This is a genomic window from Pseudomonas entomophila, assembly GCF_023277925.1.
GTDB classification, from domain to species: domain Bacteria; phylum Pseudomonadota; class Gammaproteobacteria; order Pseudomonadales; family Pseudomonadaceae; genus Aquipseudomonas; species Aquipseudomonas entomophila_D.
The window spans coordinates 1,627,101-1,642,565 of record NZ_CP063832.1 but is presented as its reverse complement, the minus strand read 5'-3'; the positions used below and the strand labels follow the sequence as shown (position 1 = coordinate 1,642,565).

The following is a 15,465-nucleotide window of genomic DNA, read 5'->3' as shown; positions in this document are numbered from 1 at the left end:
CTGGCGTGGTTGATTACAGCCGCTGATTGTAGGAAGGTTCCGGGTTTTGCCCCAGGAATAATCGCAATGGACAAGCTGCTGGCGATCAAGGTGTTCATGGCCACCGTCGAGGCCCAGGGGTTTTCCGCCGCCGCGCGCAAGCTTGGGGTCGCGACATCCTCGGTGACCCGCCTGGTCGATGCGCTGGAGCACGAACTGGGCGCGTCCTTGCTCAACCGTTCGACGCGCCAGGTCAGCCTGACCGAGGCGGGCGCGGGTTACTACCAGCGGGCGCGGGACATCCTCGAGGCGTTGGCCGAGGCCGATGCCCGTGTGGCCGACCGGGGCGAGGAGCCGGTCGGCGTGCTGCGCCTGTGCCTGCCAGTGGAGTTCGGCAGGCGGGTGATCGCACCGCACCTGGGCGCCTTCCTGGCGCGCCACCCAGGGATGGAGCTGGACATCGACCTCAGCGACCGCTTCGACGACCTGCTCGATGGGCGTTATGACATGACCATTCGCCTGGGGGAGCCGGCGCCCAGCGATGAACTGGTGTGCCGCCCGCTGGGGCGCTTCGAGCGCTGGCTGGTGGCCAGCCCGGCCTACCTGGCGCAGCGCCCGCCCCTGGAGCACCCCCGGCAGTTGACCGACTGCGCCTGCCTGCGTTTTCGCTATGGCCAGTCGGCCAGGCCATGGCGTTTGAAGCGCGGCGAGCAGGCGCTGGAGCTGGATGTCGCCGGCCCCTTGCGCAGTGCCAATGCCGACCTGCTACGCGAGGCGGCCATGGCCGGCAGCGGCGTCGCCCTGCTCGCCGACTGGCTGGTGCGCGAGGATGTCGCCGCTGGCCGGCTGCAGCGGTTGTTCAACGATTGGCAGGCCAGCCCCGGGGCGGCCAGTACCAGCATCAATGCGTTGTACCTGCCCAATCATCGGGGGTCGAGGCGGGTGATGGCTTTTGTCGGTTTCTGCGAGGCGCTGCTGGCGGGGTGAGGAGATGGTGCTTGGCGGTAACCTTGTAGAGCGCAACGCTTGCGTCGAGAGCGTTGCGTCCAGCGCAAAGGCCCGTTGCGCTGGCACCGGATTCTCTGCAAAGGCGTTGCACGGCACCATGCACGCACTTTCCGTCGTTTCCCGAGGCAACCCCCTATGAATCCCTCCCTCGCTGTCGCCCAGCCGTCGGCTCCAGGCCTGAGCCGGGCGTTGGTCACGCTGCTGGCGTTCTGCTGCGGCGCCATCGTCGCCAACATTTACTACGCCCAGCCAATCGTCAGCCTGATCGCCCCGGACCTGGGGCTGTCCACCGAGCGGGCCAGCCTGATCGTGTCGCTGACCCAGCTTGGCTATGCCCTGGGCCTGCTATTGCTGGTGCCGTTGGCCGACCTGCTGGAAAACCGCCGGTTGATGATCGCCACGGCGGTGCTGGCCACCGTCAGCCTGCTGCTGGCGGGCAGTAGCGGCCATGGGCAGGGGCAGTTGTTCCTCGGTTATGCCTTGCTGATCGGTTTCAGTTCGGTGGCGGTGCAGATGCTCATCCCGCTGGCCGCCCACCTGGCGCCTGAGCAGCAACGCGGCCGGGTGGTGGGCAACATCATGGGTGGGCTGCTGCTGGGTATCCTGCTGGCGCGGCCACTGTCGAGCCTGGTGGCCGACCACTTCGGCTGGCGGGCGGTGTTCATCGGTGCGGCAGGCGTGATGCTGGCGATCATCCTGCTGCTGGCGCTGACCCTGCCGCGCCGGATGCCCGAGCACAAGGCCAGCTACGCCGGGCTGATGGTGTCGCTGGTCGTTCTACTGCGTCGCTACCCGCTGCTGCGCCAGCGCGCGCTGTACCAGGCGCTGATGTTCGGGGCGTTCAGCCTGTACTGGACAGCGGTGCCGCTGGCCCTGGCAGGCGAGCATGGCTTGTCGCAGAGCCAGATCGCGCTGTTCGCCCTGGTGGGGGCGGTGGGGGCCGTGGCGGCGCCGATGGCCGGGCGCCTGGCCGACGCGGGACACGCCCGGCGCGGCTCGCTGCTGGCGATGGGCCTGGCACCCGTGGCGCTTCTGATCGGCCTGAGCGCGCCTGGCATGAGTGTGATCGGCCTGGGGCTGACGGGCGTGTTGCTGGACTTCGCGGTGCAGATGAACATGGTGATCGGCCAACGTGAGGTGTACGCACTCGATCCGGCCAGCCGTGGCCGGCTCAACGCGCTGTACATGACCAGCATTTTCCTGGGCGGTGCCGTGGGTTCGGCGGTGGCCAGCGCTGTCTACGCGCAGTTCGGCTGGAGCGGCGTGGCACTGGCGGGCGCCACGTTGCCTGCCTTGGCGCTGCTGGCATTCCTGATGGTTTCGCGCAAAGGCTGATCAGCGCCCCAAAGGCAGCGCCATGCCGATCAGCGCGAACAGACTGCCACAGCAACGGTTGAAGCCCCTGCCGCCCTTGGCCAGCCAGGGGCGGATGCGAAACGCCAGGCGTGCCAGCAGCCATTCGACCAGGCATTCCACGCAGGCGAAGGTCGCCGCCAGCACCACGAACTGCATCGTCAACCCCCGGTTCGGGTCGATGAACTGGGGCAGGAAGGCACCATAGAACAGCAGGACCTTCGGGTTGGCCACGGCCGAGAGCAGGCCCTGGCGGAACAGGCCGGCATTGCTCAGGCTCGCCTTGGCTTCAAGTGGTTGCAGATGCAACGCCGGCGTGCGCCATAGCTGAATGCCCAGCCATACCAGGTAGGCGCCGCCCACCCACTTCATCACGCTCAACAACGACGCCGAGGCCAGCAACAGCGCGCTCAGGCCAAACAGGGTGAGGGCGATCAGGGCCGTGAAGCCCACGCCGCCGCCAATGATCGTGAACAGCGTGCGCCTGGCGCCATAGAGCGCGCCATGGGTGAGCGCCAGCAAGCTGTTGGGGCCTGGAGTCAACGACAGGCCGATGCAGGCAAGCAGGTAGATGAGCCAGGTATCGAGTGCCATGAGAGGTGCCTTGGGGGTTTTCAGGGCGCCAGTATGAAACAGGTCGCTGCCGACACAGCGTATGATCTGGTCATTTCATGGTGATATCTGGACGCTCTGCATGACCCCCGACTTGCGCCTGCTGATCTTGCCTTTGCCTGAGTTCGCCCTGCTGCCCCTGGGCGCCTTTCTCGACAAGCTGCGTTTTTCCGCCGATGACGAAGACTACAGCCGCCAGCGCTACTGCCACTGGCGCGTACTGGGGCTGGACGGGCAGCCGGTACCGTCGAGCAGCGGCGCGGTGCTGCAGGTGGAGGTGACGCCGGAACAGGTCGAGTGGCGCGAGTTCGACTACCTGGTGGTGTTCGGCGGGCGCAACGCCTGCGCAACGGCGGTGCTGGCCCCTGCGTATCGGGCCTTGCTCAGGCGTGCGGTGAAGGCCGGGGTGAAGCTGGTCGGCGTCGACAATGCCGCCTTCCTGCTGGCAGCTTGCGGTTTGCTGGATGGATACAAGGTAGTGGTGCACTGGCGCCACGAGGCCGAGTTCCGGGCCAGCTTCCCACATGTACAGGTACTGACCGAGCAGTTGTACTGCTTCGACGGCCCTCGCATTACCTGCGCGGGCGGCACTGCGGCCATCGACCTGGCGGTGGAACTGATCGCGCGCGCCTGTGGCCGGGCCAGGGCACTCAAGGGGTTGGCGGACATGCTGGTGGACGAAAGCCGTGACAGCCGCCACGCCCTGCGTTCACTGGAGGCAGGGCCGGGGCAGGGGCGCCAGGTGCAGCGTGCCCTGGCATTGATGCGCCATCACCTGGCGGCGCGGCTGTCCATCGAACAGCTCGCGGCAGAGCTGGGCATCAGCCGGCGTCAGCTCGACCGGCAGTTCCAGGCCAGTCACGGCATGAGTGCCAAGGCCTGGTGGCAGGAAATGCGCTTGCAGCAGGCGCGGTGGCGGTTGCTCAACTCGAGCCACAGCCTGGCGCAAATCGCCGACGAGGTGGGGATGGGGGATGCCAGTTACCTGGGCAAGTGGGTGAAGCGGCGGTTCGGTTGCACGGCGTTGGCGTTGCGCAGGGAGCGATAGAGGCAAGGCTGTGCCTTGCGTTCGCCAGCAAGGCTGGCTGCTATGGGTTGCAGGCGGTCTGTTTGTTGTAGGCGCCAGCTTTGCTGGCGAAAAGGGTAACACCTACTGCGGAGTACCGAACAACCCCGTCCAGTAGATCCCGGCATCACTCTTCGGGTCGATCGCATACGCTGCCCCCAACTCGCGGTAATCCGGGTTCATCAGCGTCGCGCAATGCCCGGGGCTGGCCAGCCAGCCATCGACCACCTTGCCCGCAGTGTCGCGCCCGGCGGCGATGTTCTCGCCGATCTGCCGGTACAGGTAGCCGGCCAGCTCGGCGCGATCACCGGGAGTGCGGCCATCACGGTCGATATGGTCGAAGTAGTTCTGGTTGGCCATGCTGCGCGTGTGGTTGGCGGCCACACCCGCCAGCGTGTTGTTCCAGGCCAGCGCCGGGGCGGCGGGGAAGGGCTGGCCGCCGCACTGGCGTGGCACGTTGCGCGCGGCGTTGATCGCCTGCAACAGCTTCTGCCCCTCGGCCTGCCAGTCGCCCAGGCGGCCGCTGAGCAGCGGCCGGGCCAGGACGATGCGCCAGTCGCGCCCTTCCTGGCTGACACCGATATCGACGAACTGTGGGTCGAGCACGACCTGGCAGAAGCTTTCCTCGATGGCCCTCATCGCCGCCTGGGCATCGCGCGGGCCGCTAAGGCTGATGGCCTGGACGTTGACCATGGGGTAGGCGGCGCGGCTCATGGCCTGTTGCAGGTCGCGGGTGCCCTCCGGCGACAGTGCCAGGCGGGTGTCGCTGTTAAGCGGCGGCAGTTCCAGTGAGGCTTCGCCACCGCAGCGCTGGGCCTGGCTGCGATAGACATTGATCGTATCGATCAGTTGCGCTTCCTCGCCGGTAAAGGCCAGGGCACTGGTCGAGGCCAGCAGCGACAGGCCGAAGAGGCAGGCAACGGATGACAGGACGCGCATGTGGATCTCCCTATGACTGGCAGCGCCGGGGTGCAAGCCGGTCCGCGCTGCTCATCCTACACAAGCGCACGGGTTTTGACCCGGCCCTGTGCAGTGCGGCAAAGGGGCAATAGACCGTCGATGATGGCAAAAGTGCGGTCACTTGATAAGTATTCGCATGTCCGGCCTATCTGGCCAGCGCCTGATTCGGCTTGTAGAACAGGAAATGGGTGGTCTCGGCGGTCTTGCGGTAGGTCTTGGCCCAGTCGGGGCTCACACTGCGGTCGTGGAAGTACAGCGCACCATCGGTGGAGTCCTTGAGCTGCTGGTTGAGGGCCTTGCGTGCAATTTCCTTGGCCACTGCATAGCGTTCCTCTTCCTCCACCTGGTCGGGACGCCCGTCACACCACCAGGAGAACTGGCAGCTCTTGCTTTCCACACCCTGCTTGACCACTGCGCAGATGCTATCGGGGAAGCCATCGTGGCCCAGGCGGTTGAGCACCACGCTGGCCACGGCGCTCATGTCCTGGGCGTCGGTACCTTTCGCTTCCCAGTAGAGGGTGCGGGCCAGGCAGGTGATGCTGTCGTCCATGGGGGCCTGCCCGGCCGGGTCGACCGCCTGTACCTCGCCCGGGCTGAGTTTTTCCTGCTGCTTGGGGGGCGGCGCGTCCTCGACGACTTTTTCCTCGAGTTTGTGCGCCTTGTCCTCGGCCACGGCGGCCTTCTGGTTGTCGGCCGCGCCGAGAGAGCCTGCGAGCAGGGCCTGGAGCAAGCCGAGGCACATCCAGAGTGGGCGCATGGTCGAGGTCTCGCAGGGTGGGTTGCCTGTGAGTCTAGCCGTGCGTGTTCAATTCAGCGTCAGGCTCAGCACCAGGGGCAGGGTCACGGCGGCTGCCACGGTCTGCAGGGCGATGATGGTCGCCATCAGGGGCGCGTTGCCGCCCATTTGCCGGGCCATCACATAGGACGACGAGGCGGTTGGCAGCGCCTGGAACAGCACTGCCACCACCGCGGCCTGGCCGCCCAGCCCGAACAGCCGGCACAGGCCCCAGGCGGTCATGGGCATCACCAGGAACTTGAACAGCGACGCGGCCAGCAGCGGTTTGGCCTGCTGGCCCAGGCGCGCACCGCCCAGCGCCGCGCCCACGCACAACAGTCCAAGGGGCAAGGCAGCCTGGCCGAGCGCTTTCACCGTGGGTTCCAGCCCTGCGGGCAGGCCCAGGCCGCTGACCCGCAGCAACAGGCCACCGGCGCAGCCGACGATCAGCGGGTTGGCGAAGATCGCCCGGAGCACCGTGGCCGGTGAACTGTGGCGGGCACTGAAACGAGCGAACACCAGCACGCAAAGCAGGTTGACCAGGGGCACGATGGCGGCGTTGGCCACCGCCGCCAGGGCAATCCCGGCGCTGCCGTAGAGGCCGGCGGCCAGGGTGGCGCCGATGTAGTTGTTGAAGCGCACGCCGCCTTGGAACACCGAGGTGAAATCGGCGCCATCGTGGCTCGCCGCCCCCTGGTAGAGCACCAGCAGCAGGGCTACGAGCAGGGTGGAGAGCATCAGTACGCCGACCATGCCCAGCACCGGCACGCCATCGAGGTTGGCGGTGGTCAGGCCGTGGAGGAACAGCGACGGTAGCAGCACGTAATAGCTCAGGCGCTCGGCGCCGGGCCAGAAACTTTCGGCGAGAAAGCCGCGTACCCGCAGCCAGGTTCCCAGGGCAATGAGCAGGATGATCGGCACGAGGGTGGTCAGCAGCAGCGCAAGCATGGGCGTGGGTCCGTGGTCGGTTACGGACACAGCCTAGCGGGGAGTGTGCGTTGGAAAAAACGTTGTTTTCTGCAGGGAGTGATGAGGATAACTGCATGGTGCCAAACGATGAGGGAGCCGGCACGCCGGCTCCCGCACAGTCACATGACGTGAATCAGACGCTTTCGAGGTGGCGGATGGCCGCTTTCAGGCGTTCTGCCGGCTGGTGCTGGTGGACGATCTCCGGCGCCTTGCGCACGCGGCCGTGCTGGTTGACCCAGTGACCGTTGGTGAAGTAGCGGTAGCTGGCGGTGCCGTTGTTCCAGCCGGTATCGAGCAGGCCTTGCAGGTGGAAGGTCTGGGCGATCTGGCTGAGCGGGCCGCTAGGGCTACCGTCCAGGTGCAGGATGATCGAGTGGCTGCTGGGCGGTGCGAACAGCAGTTCACTGTACTTGCCCCATACGTTGGCATGGAAGACCTGTACCGGATGGGTGGTCTGTATGACGGTGGCCTTGCCGGTGACCTTCTTCGACACGGTGTTCACAATCAGGTCGAGAGTCAGGTTCGGCGCGCCGAGCGAGCCGTTGCTGACGTTCAGGCGGGTATGGAACAGTCCGATGGTCATGCTGATTCTCCTTGTTGTCTGCTCAGGCTTTCTTGGCGGCCTTGGAGGCCGGGCTCTTGGTCGAGGCGAGGGCTTGGTCCAGAGCCTTGCCCACGGCGCCGCTGGCGAGTTGCTTGAGCTGGGCCACGTCACCGGTGGCGATAACAGCCTCCAGGGTGGCGGTGTGCAGTTCGGTCGACAGGTCGACATTCGCTAGCGTCTGGACACGCTTCGGATCAAGCACGACCGGTACATTGTCCACCTCGATCCAGCGCTGGCCGTTGTAATAGCGGTAGTTGGCCGTACCTTTCTGCCAATCTTGGTCGAGCAATGCCTGCAGTTCGAACTGCTCCGGCGAGTTAGCATGCGGACCACCGTGGTTGCCGCGCACCGTCAGCAGGATCTTGCCTTCGCTTGGCGGCTGCACGGTGAGGTAGCTGTAGGTGCCCCAGACATCCAGGCTCAGGTCCAACGGTGGGTTGGTGGCCTGGGTGATCGTCGCGTGACCGTTGACGCTCCGGTCTGGCGTGTAGACCAGCAGGTCCAGCTGCAGGCGCGGGGCGCCTGGCGCGTTGGTGCCGATCAGGTAGGACACCGGGAAGAGGCCTTCCGACGGTGCGAGCAGCGATTCAGACATGATTGCCTCCATTGCATTCAATGAGTGAAGAACGGTTATGTCAGCTGGCGCAGGCGGTAGGAGGGGAGAGCGTTCGAGCTGGCTTGCGCTCGAAAGGCCGTCGGGCTACGTCATGAGAACGGGCCGACGGGTGCGAGAGGCTGTTGGCAGCCAACTTGGGCAACCCATCCGTGGTATACGGGCCGCCTGCCTGGCAGCCCGCTTGAGTTAAGCAGGCCCGGCAGGCGGTGATGGCTTTTTTGCATTATCTCCGACGAGTGGCTCAGCGCTTTTTGTCGCGCATGGCCACGAAGCTGCGGCGCATATCGCTGGCCCAGCCATCGAGCACCGGCTTGACGTCGTTCAGGGTCAATTGCGTGGTGTCGTTCTCCAGCTCTTTACCGCTGCCCTTGCGCACCACCTGGGCCAGCACCTTCTGGTTGGCACCGTCGAGGAAGGCGGCCTCAACGGCGATGTCGACGTCCTGGTCGCGGCCACCGGCGGCGGTGTTGACCGCCGCGGCCACCAGGGCGATGGGGATCACTTCGTAGGGCTTGAGGCCCTCGGTGCTGGTGGACACTGCGGTGATCGCCGGGCGCACCACGATGGTGTTCGGGCCGGGCTCCTTGACCAGGGTGAGCACGCTGCCCAGTTCCCGGCGCATGGCGTCGTTGAAGTAGCGGGTGATCTCCTGCAGGGTCTGCGCGGAGATCACGTTGGTTGGCTGCGGCTTGGGATAGAACTGGCTCGGCTCGATGAACACCTTGGTGTACTGGCTGGCCTTGATGTCTGGGTCGACCCAACGCATCACCGGTGCGCCTGAAATACTTTCAGCGGGCTTGAGGCGGCTGTAGTCCTTGAGAAAGCCGGAATAGTCCTTGGGGTCGACTCGGTTGCTGGAACAGGCGACCAGGGCCAGCAGGGCGGCGCACAACAGGGTGGTGCGAGGCAGGTGCATCATGATGGCGGGTTCCGTGAGGGGGATGGCCAGAACAACGCTAGCAGGTGCTTGGCGGATGGCCAGCGCCCTTTGCTCGCACAACCGTTGCAGGCGAACCCGGCGCAAGCGGGCCTCTAGACCGGCGTTGGGGCTGTTCGCCAGCAAGGCTGGCTCCTACAGGGGCTTGCGCGCTTCAGCCTAACGCCTCGCGCAGCCGGTACCAAAGCATCCCCAGGGCCAGCAACGGCGAGCGCAGGGCCTTGCCGCCGGGGAAGGTCAGGTGCGGCACGGCGCTGAACACATCGAACCCGTAACTGTGCTCGGTGGCGATAGCCTCGGCCAGCAGTTTCGCGGTCCAGTGGGTGACGTTCAGGCCATGCCCGGAGTAGCCCTGGGCATAGTAGACGTTGGGGTGCTGGCCCAGGCGGCCGACTTGGGGGAAGCGGTTGGCGGTGATGCCGATCATGCCGCCCCACTGGTAGTCCAGGCGCACGTCGGCCAGTTGCGGGAATACCCTGAGCACCTTGGGCCGCATGTAGGCGCCGATATCCTTCGGGTCGCGCCCGGAGTAGTGGCAGGCGCCACCGAACAGCAGGCGGTTGTCGGCGGTCAGGCGGTAATAGTCCAGGCCGACCTTCTGGTCGCACAGCGCCATATGCTGTGGGATCAGGCTGCGGGCGAGCGGCTCAGGCAGCCGCTCGGTGGCCACCACGTAGCTGCCCGCGGGCAGCACCTTGCCGCTCAGGCGCGGTTCCAGCTCATCCAGATGAGCGTTGCAGCCCAGCACCAGGCTCCGGGCACGGACCTTGCCCCGTGCGGTGTGCAAGGTCACGGTGCTGCCGTGCTCGATGCGCAGCACCGGGCTTTGCTCGAAGATCCGCACACCCAGGCCATGGGCCGCACGGGCTTCGCCCTGGACCAGGTCGAGCGGGTGCAGGTGCCCGGAGCCCATGTCCACCAGGCCGCCGGCGTACAGGTCACTGGCGACGATCTCATGCATGCGCCCGGGTTCGACCAGGCGCGTCTCGTGGCGATAGCCGAGCTCGGCCAGGTCACGCTGTTCCTCCTCGAAGGCGGCGAACTGCGCCGGGGTATTGGCCAGTTCGCAGAAGCCCCAGCGCAGGTCGCAGTCGATGCCGTATTGTTCGATGCGCCGGGCGACCAAGGCCACTGAGTCGATACCCGCCTGCTTCAGGTAGCGCACGCCATCCTGGCCGACATGCCGGGCAAAACCTGTTACGTCATGGCCGATCCCTCGGATCAGCTGGCCACCGTTACGCCCGCTGGCGCCCCAGCCGATGCGCCGGGCCTCCAGCAGGATTACCGACAGGCCGCGCTCGGCCAGTTCCAGGGCGGCATTGACGCCGGTCAGGCCGCCGCCGACCACGCACACGTCGGCTTGCAGGTCCTGGTCGAGCACGGGATAGAGGGTGCTCCGTCGCGCGCTCGCGGCGTAGTAGGAGGCGGTGTGTTCTGTCATCTGTGGCATGGGTGTGCTCGGCTCAGCGGTTGGACTTGATCTTGCTCCAGGAGCGGGTCATCTGCCGCAGGATCCCGGGGCTTTGCATGGTCGAGACATACAGTTTGTCCAGCACTTCCTGTGGTGGGTAGATCTCGGGGTTGTTCACCAGCGCCGGGTCCATGTCGGCCTGGGCGTCCGGGTTGGCGTTGGCATAGCCGACAGCCTTGCTGACCTTGGCGATCACCTTGGGGTCGAGCAGGTAGTTGATGAAGGCCAGGGCTTGCTCGGGGTTCTTGGCGTCCTTGGGGATGGCCAGCAGGTCGAACCACAGGTTGCTGCCTTCCTTGGGGATGCTGTAGGCGACCTTGACGCCATTGCCGGCCTCTTCGGCGCGGTGCGCGGCCTGCAGCACGTCACCGGAGTAGCCGAAGGCGATGCAGACGTCGCCATTGGCCAGGTCGGAGACGTACTTGGAGGAGTGGAAGTAGGTGATGTAGGGGCGCAGTTCGAGGAAGCGGGCCTCGGCTTGCCTGTAGTCGTCGGCCTTCTCGCTGCGTGGGTTCATGCCCAGGTAGTTGAGCATGGCCGGGTACAGTTCGTCAGGCGAGTCCATGAACGCCACGCCGCATTGCTTGAGCTTCTTGAGGTTCTCAGGCTCGAACAGCACCGCCCAGGAATCGATCTTCTCGATACCCAGCACTGCCTTGACCTTGTCGACGTTGTAGCCGATGCCGTTGGTACCCCACAGGTACGGCACGGCGTACTGGTTGCCCGGGTCGTTCTGCTCGAGCTGCTTGAGCAGTTTCGGGTCCAGGTGCCGCCAGTTCGGCAGTTTGCTGCGGTCCAGCGCCAGGAACGCGCCGGCCTGGGCCTGGCGGGCGAGGAAATGGTTCGAAGGCACCACCACGTCATAGCCGGTGCGCCCGGCCAGCAGTTTGCCTTCGAGGGTCTCGTTGGAGTCGAACACGTCATAGACCACCTTGATCCCGCTACTGGCCTGGAAGTCGGCCAGCGTGGTGTCACCGATGTAGTCGGTCCAGTTGTACACGCTCACCGTCGGCTGGGCGTGCGCGGCGGCACAGAACAGCAGAGCAAAGGTTGCGGGGATCAGGGTTTTCGGATGACGCATGTCGACACCTCGTTGGTCTTTTTCTTGGTCGTGGTATTAACGATGGATCGGTGTGGCGGCGTTCGTTGCAGGAGCGGCTTCAGCCGCGATGCAGGCAACGCGGTGCTGGCACCCGCTTCGCGGGTGATCGCGGCTGAAGCCGCTCCTGCAGCGGTCGTTCAAATCAATCAGGGATCACACGCTCAGCAGCAGAAACTCCCGCTCCCACGAGCTGATCACCCGCTTGAAGTTCTCGTGCTCGGCGCGCTTGACCGCGACGTAACCCTGGACGAACTGCTGCCCCAGGTACTCGCGCACCACCTCGCAATCCTCCATGTGCTGCAGCGCGTCCTCGATGGTGATCGGCAGGCGCAGGTTGCGCCGCTCATAGGCACGCCCCTGCACCGGCGCGCTCGGCTCGATCTTCTCGACCATGCCGATGTAGCCGCACAGCAGGCTCGCGGCGATCGCCAGGTACGGGTTGGCGTCGGCGCCGGGCAAGCGGTTCTCCACCCGCATCGCCTCGGGGCTGGAGGTGGGTACGCGCAGGCCGGCGGTGCGGTTTTCCTCACCCCACTCGACATTCACCGGCGCTGAGGTGTCGGGCAGGAAACGGCGGAACGAGTTGACGTTGGGCGCGAACATCGGCAGCAGCTTGGGGATGTACTTCTGCAGGCCGCCGATGTGATGCAGGAACAGCTCGCTCATGCTGCCGTCGTCGTTGGCGAAGATCGGCTTGCCGGTGGCGATGTCGACCACGCTCTGGTGCAGGTGCATGGCACTGCCGGGCTCGTCGGTGATCGGCTTGGCCATGAAGGTGGCGGTGACGTTGTGCTTGAGCGCCGCCTCGCGCAGGGTGCGCTTGAACACGGTGATCTGGTCGGCCAGGTCGAGGGCGTCGCCGTGGCGGAAGTTGATCTCCATCTGCGCCGGGCCGTCCTCGTGGATCAGCGTGTCCAGGTCCAGGCCCTGGATCTCGCACCAGTCGTAGACGTCCTCGAACAGTGGGTCGAATTCGTTGGCAGCGTCGATGGAGAACGACTGACGACCGCTTTCGGCACGGCCCGAACGGCCCAGCGGCACTTGCAGCGGCAGGTCCGGGTCTTCGCAGCGCTGGGTGAGGTAGAACTCCATTTCCGGCGCGACGATCGGCTGCCAACCTTTGTCGGCATACAGCTTGAGCACCTTCTTCAGCACGTTGCGCGGCGACAGCTCGATGGGGTTGCCCTGCTTGTCGAAGGTGTCGTGGATGACGATCGCGGTCGGTTCGATGGCCCAGGGGATCTGGTACACCGCCGTGGGGTCGGGGCGGCAGACCATGTCGATGTCGGCGGCGTCGAGCAAGCTGTAGTAGATGTCGTCATCGACGTAGTCGCCGGTGACGGTCTGCAGCAGCACGCTCTCGGGCAGGCGCATGCCGCGCTCGTGGAGGAACTTGGCGGTCGGGGCGATCTTGCCGCGGGCGATGCCGGTCAGGTCGCTGATCACGCATTCGACTTCGGTGATCCGGTGTTCTTTCAGCCAGGTGGACAGCTGATCGAAGGGGGCGTTCATACAGACCTCTTGGTTGGGTTGTTGTGCGTCGCTCGCCAGTGGGCACTTCCCACGGGTGACGCTGGGGACTATCTTGGGCGCAGCCCGCGAGGGCGATCTATCCACTTTCTTCGCCGTTGAATGCACCAAAAGAGTGCAATAGGACAGTGCGTGACAACGCCAAACGCCTTGCAAGTCCAGGACTTCCGTACCACCGATGTGACCGAGCAAACCCGCGCCACCCCTGGTTGGCAGCAGCAGTACCGGCAGATGTCCCCGGGGCATTTCAATGGCCAGCTGCGCTGGTTGGGGCTGGAGGGCGTGGAGGTGTACGAAGAGCGCCTCAATACCCGGGTCGAACAGTTCTTCCGCGCCCCCAGCGGCGCGCTGGCGTTCTGTTTCGACCGCAGCGAAAACAGCCTCTACCTGCTCAATGAAGACAGCCGCAACATCTGGATCACGCCCGAGAACTACCAGGAGGTGGCGGTGGTGTTCGATCAGCCGTTCCTGGCCAACCATGGCCTGGATGTAGAGCGCCTGCGCGGGTTGTTCATGGTGCCGCTGGCCTGCCAGCAGAACGCCCTGTTCGGTAATTGGCTGAGTGCTACGCTCACCCGCCTTGGCCAGGCCGATTGCCCGCTGGAGGGTAGGGCGCTGGCCGAGCAGTTGCTGGAGGACTGCCTGTTCATCCTCGACAATGCCGGGCAACGTTTGCCGCGCGAGGCGCTGGGGCGGCGTGACGAAGCGCGGGCGATCATGCGCCGGGTCAGCGAATGGGCCGCCGACTGCCCTGACGAAACCCTCAACCTGGTGGCGTTGGCCAAGGTCGCCAATGTGTCGGTTCGCCAGTTGCAGCAGGCGTTCAAGGGCTTTACCGACATGCCGCCGGCGCTTTGGTTGCGGCTGCGCCGGCTCAATGGCGCACGGCGCGACCTGCTGTCAGGCGATGCGACCGTGGCCGAGGTGGCCATGCGCTGGTCGTTCTGGCACTTGGGGCGGTTCTCCGACAGCTACCGGCAGTTGTTCAGGGAGCTGCCGAGTGAAACCCTCAGGCGAGGGCGCGGGCAGTAGCTGCGATTGGCTCGATGCCCGGTCATCGCGATGGCGGCCTCAGTTACGATCCAGCCACACGGTTTGCGCATTGGTGAACTCACGCACCCCAAAGTGCGACAGCTCGCGCCCGAACCCGCTCTTCTTTACGCCACCGAACGCCACGCGGGGATCGGAGGCACAGTAGCCGTTGATGAACACGCCACCGGTGTCCAGCGCCTCGGTCATGCGCTCGGCCAGGGCATAGTCGGCGGTGTAGATGGTCGAGGCCAGGCCGAACTCGCTGTCGTTGGCCAGTTCCACCGCATGATCGGCGTCACGGGCGCTGATGATCGCTGCCACCGGGCCGAACAGCTCTTGCTTGAACGCCGTCATCTCAGGGGTGACATTGGCGAACACGGTCGGTGCGTAGAAGTTGCCCACGCCTTCGAGTTTGTGCCCGCCCAGCAGCAAGGTGGCGCCTTCGGCCAGCGTGGCCTGGACCTGGCCGTCGAGCTCGTCGCGCAGGTCGTAGCGGGCCATCGGGCCGATATAGGTGGCGTCCTTAAGCGGGTTGCCGACGGTCAGCGCTCGGGTGGCTTCGACGAACTTCTCGGTGAACGCCTCGACGATGCTTTCTTCGACGATCAGGCGTTTGGCCGCGGCGCAGACCTGGCCGGTGTTCTGGTAGCGGCCGATCACCGCCGCTTTGACCGCAGCATCGAGGTCGGCATCGGCCAGCACGATGAACGGGTCGGCCCCCCCCAGCTCCAGCACGCACTTCTTCAAGGCAGCACCCGCCTGGGCGCCTATGGCCATGCCGGCGCGCACGCTGCCGGTCAGAGTGATGGCGGCGATGCGCGGGTCGTTGATGGCGCGGGTGACGCCTTCGGGGGTGACGTTGAGCACCTCGAACACGCCTTCAGGCAGGCCGGAGCGCTTGAACAGGTCGGCCAACAGGTAGGCGCTGCCCATCACGTTGGGGGCATGCTTGAGTACATAGGTGTTGCCGGCCAGCAGGGCCGGGACGGCGCCACGCAGCACCTGCCAGAGCGGGAAGTTCCATGGCATCACGGCGAGGATCGGGCCGAGCGGGCGGTACTCGATGCGGGCTTTATCGATCTGGGTCGGCTCGGGGGCGAGCATCGCCGGGCCGTGCTCGGCGTACCACTGGCACAGGCCGACACACTTGCTGACTTCACCACGGGCCTGGGTGATCGGCTTGCCGATCTCGCGGGCGATCATCTGGGCGAAGGCTTCGGCATTGGCTTGCAGGGCCTGCGCCAGGGCGAGCAGGTATTCGCTGCGCTGACCCAGCGACACCTTGCGCCACTGGCCATAGCCCACCTTGGCGCGTTGCAGCGCCGCTTCCAGTGCGGCGTCGGTGTCGAAGGCGTAGTGACCGATCTGTTCGCCGCTGAAGGGGTCGACGGAGATGGCGTGGGTCAGGCTGCTGATCTCGCTCATGGCAGGACGCTCATTGTTCTAAAGGG

At 65.7% G+C, this 15,465-nt stretch carries 15 protein-coding genes; 4 read left to right on the top strand and 11 right to left on the bottom strand.

The window, feature by feature from the left end:
- The first annotated feature begins 66 nt into the window (after window positions 1-66).
- Window positions 67-966: a LysR family transcriptional regulator gene (locus tag IM733_RS07180; protein ID WP_248920207.1), complete on the top strand. Its 900-nt coding sequence runs from the start codon at window positions 67-69 to the stop codon at window positions 964-966.
- Between the two features lie 156 nt (window positions 967-1,122).
- Window positions 1,123-2,322, top strand: coding sequence for an MFS transporter (locus IM733_RS07175; RefSeq protein ID WP_248920206.1), 1,200 nt, complete (start codon window positions 1,123-1,125; stop codon window positions 2,320-2,322).
- Here the strand turns inward: IM733_RS07175 and IM733_RS07170 are convergent, their stop codons facing one another.
- On the bottom strand, window positions 2,323-2,934 hold the full coding sequence (locus IM733_RS07170) for a LysE family translocator (RefSeq protein WP_248920205.1): 612 nt from the start codon (window positions 2,932-2,934) through the stop codon (window positions 2,323-2,325).
- Between the two features lie 100 nt (window positions 2,935-3,034).
- Between IM733_RS07170 and IM733_RS07165 the strand changes: the two genes are divergently transcribed.
- Window positions 3,035-4,000 (top strand): GlxA family transcriptional regulator, encoded by a 966-nt coding sequence (locus tag IM733_RS07165; RefSeq protein WP_248920204.1) that lies wholly within the window; start codon window positions 3,035-3,037, stop codon window positions 3,998-4,000.
- A gap of 102 nt (window positions 4,001-4,102) precedes the next feature.
- Here IM733_RS07165 and IM733_RS07160 read toward each other — a convergent pair whose 3' ends face one another.
- The 9 genes from IM733_RS07160 to IM733_RS07120 form a co-directional block, all read right to left on the bottom strand.
- On the bottom strand, window positions 4,103-4,957 hold the full coding sequence (locus IM733_RS07160) for a CAP domain-containing protein (RefSeq protein WP_248920203.1): 855 nt from the start codon (window positions 4,955-4,957) through the stop codon (window positions 4,103-4,105).
- Window positions 4,958-5,123: 166 nt separating this feature from the next.
- The gene (locus IM733_RS07155) at window positions 5,124-5,735 is read right to left on the bottom strand and encodes a cell wall hydrolase (protein WP_248920202.1); all 612 of its coding nucleotides are present in this window, start codon (window positions 5,733-5,735) and stop codon (window positions 5,124-5,126) included.
- A 48-nt stretch (window positions 5,736-5,783) separates the two neighbouring features.
- Window positions 5,784-6,701 (bottom strand): AEC family transporter, encoded by a 918-nt coding sequence (locus IM733_RS07150; protein ID WP_248920201.1) that lies wholly within the window; start codon window positions 6,699-6,701, stop codon window positions 5,784-5,786.
- A gap of 154 nt (window positions 6,702-6,855) precedes the next feature.
- Entirely contained in the window at window positions 6,856-7,305 is a 450-nt protein-coding gene (locus IM733_RS07145; protein WP_248920200.1) for a DUF1842 domain-containing protein, read from the bottom strand.
- A gap of 22 nt (window positions 7,306-7,327) precedes the next feature.
- The gene (locus tag IM733_RS07140) at window positions 7,328-7,921 is read right to left on the bottom strand and encodes a DUF1842 domain-containing protein (protein ID WP_248920199.1); all 594 of its coding nucleotides are present in this window, start codon (window positions 7,919-7,921) and stop codon (window positions 7,328-7,330) included.
- 262 nt (window positions 7,922-8,183) lie between these two features.
- Window positions 8,184-8,861 carry a DUF3313 domain-containing protein gene (locus IM733_RS07135; RefSeq protein WP_248920198.1) on the bottom strand — a complete coding sequence of 226 codons (678 nt, stop codon included), beginning with the start codon at window positions 8,859-8,861 and terminating at the stop codon, window positions 8,184-8,186.
- Between the two features lie 172 nt (window positions 8,862-9,033).
- Window positions 9,034-10,329, bottom strand: a complete 1,296-nt coding sequence (locus tag IM733_RS07130) for an NAD(P)/FAD-dependent oxidoreductase (RefSeq protein WP_248920197.1) — start codon at window positions 10,327-10,329, stop codon at window positions 9,034-9,036.
- 13 nt (window positions 10,330-10,342) lie between these two features.
- Window positions 10,343-11,431 (bottom strand): polyamine ABC transporter substrate-binding protein, encoded by a 1,089-nt coding sequence (locus IM733_RS07125; protein WP_248920196.1) that lies wholly within the window; start codon window positions 11,429-11,431, stop codon window positions 10,343-10,345.
- A gap of 174 nt (window positions 11,432-11,605) precedes the next feature.
- Window positions 11,606-12,964 (bottom strand): glutamine synthetase family protein, encoded by a 1,359-nt coding sequence (locus tag IM733_RS07120; protein WP_011534065.1) that lies wholly within the window; start codon window positions 12,962-12,964, stop codon window positions 11,606-11,608.
- A gap of 150 nt (window positions 12,965-13,114) precedes the next feature.
- Here IM733_RS07120 and IM733_RS07115 point away from each other — a divergent pair, with 150 nt between their 5' ends.
- Window positions 13,115-14,014 (top strand): helix-turn-helix domain-containing protein, encoded by a 900-nt coding sequence (locus IM733_RS07115; protein WP_248920195.1) that lies wholly within the window; start codon window positions 13,115-13,117, stop codon window positions 14,012-14,014.
- Between the two features lie 39 nt (window positions 14,015-14,053).
- Here the strand turns inward: IM733_RS07115 and IM733_RS07110 are convergent, their stop codons facing one another.
- Window positions 14,054-15,439 (bottom strand): aldehyde dehydrogenase family protein, encoded by a 1,386-nt coding sequence (locus IM733_RS07110; RefSeq protein ID WP_248920194.1) that lies wholly within the window; start codon window positions 15,437-15,439, stop codon window positions 14,054-14,056.
- Window positions 15,440-15,465 lie beyond the last annotated feature (26 nt).

Excerpts from the sequence above, each read along its gene's own strand:
- IM733_RS07110 (WP_248920194.1), bottom strand. The coding sequence starts at position 15,439 with ATGAGCGAGATCAGCAGCCTGACCCACGCCATCTCCGTCGACCCCTTC.
- IM733_RS07130 (WP_248920197.1), bottom strand. The coding sequence starts at position 10,329 with ATGCCACAGATGACAGAACACACCGCCTCCTACTACGCCGCGAGCGCG.
- IM733_RS07155 (WP_248920202.1), bottom strand. The coding sequence starts at position 5,735 with ATGCGCCCACTCTGGATGTGCCTCGGCTTGCTCCAGGCCCTGCTCGCA.
- IM733_RS07150 (WP_248920201.1), bottom strand. The coding sequence starts at position 6,701 with ATGCTTGCGCTGCTGCTGACCACCCTCGTGCCGATCATCCTGCTCATT.
- IM733_RS07180 (WP_248920207.1), top strand. The coding sequence starts at position 67 with ATGGACAAGCTGCTGGCGATCAAGGTGTTCATGGCCACCGTCGAGGCC.
- IM733_RS07140 (WP_248920199.1), bottom strand. The coding sequence starts at position 7,921 with ATGTCTGAATCGCTGCTCGCACCGTCGGAAGGCCTCTTCCCGGTGTCC.
- IM733_RS07170 (WP_248920205.1), bottom strand. The coding sequence starts at position 2,934 with ATGGCACTCGATACCTGGCTCATCTACCTGCTTGCCTGCATCGGCCTG.
- IM733_RS07145 (WP_248920200.1), bottom strand. The coding sequence starts at position 7,305 with ATGACCATCGGACTGTTCCATACCCGCCTGAACGTCAGCAACGGCTCG.
- IM733_RS07160 (WP_248920203.1), bottom strand. The coding sequence starts at position 4,957 with ATGCGCGTCCTGTCATCCGTTGCCTGCCTCTTCGGCCTGTCGCTGCTG.
- IM733_RS07120 (WP_011534065.1), bottom strand. The coding sequence starts at position 12,964 with ATGAACGCCCCCTTCGATCAGCTGTCCACCTGGCTGAAAGAACACCGG.
- IM733_RS07175 (WP_248920206.1), top strand. The coding sequence starts at position 1,123 with ATGAATCCCTCCCTCGCTGTCGCCCAGCCGTCGGCTCCAGGCCTGAGC.
- IM733_RS07165 (WP_248920204.1), top strand. The coding sequence starts at position 3,035 with ATGACCCCCGACTTGCGCCTGCTGATCTTGCCTTTGCCTGAGTTCGCC.
- IM733_RS07125 (WP_248920196.1), bottom strand. The coding sequence starts at position 11,431 with ATGCGTCATCCGAAAACCCTGATCCCCGCAACCTTTGCTCTGCTGTTC.
- IM733_RS07135 (WP_248920198.1), bottom strand. The coding sequence starts at position 8,861 with ATGATGCACCTGCCTCGCACCACCCTGTTGTGCGCCGCCCTGCTGGCC.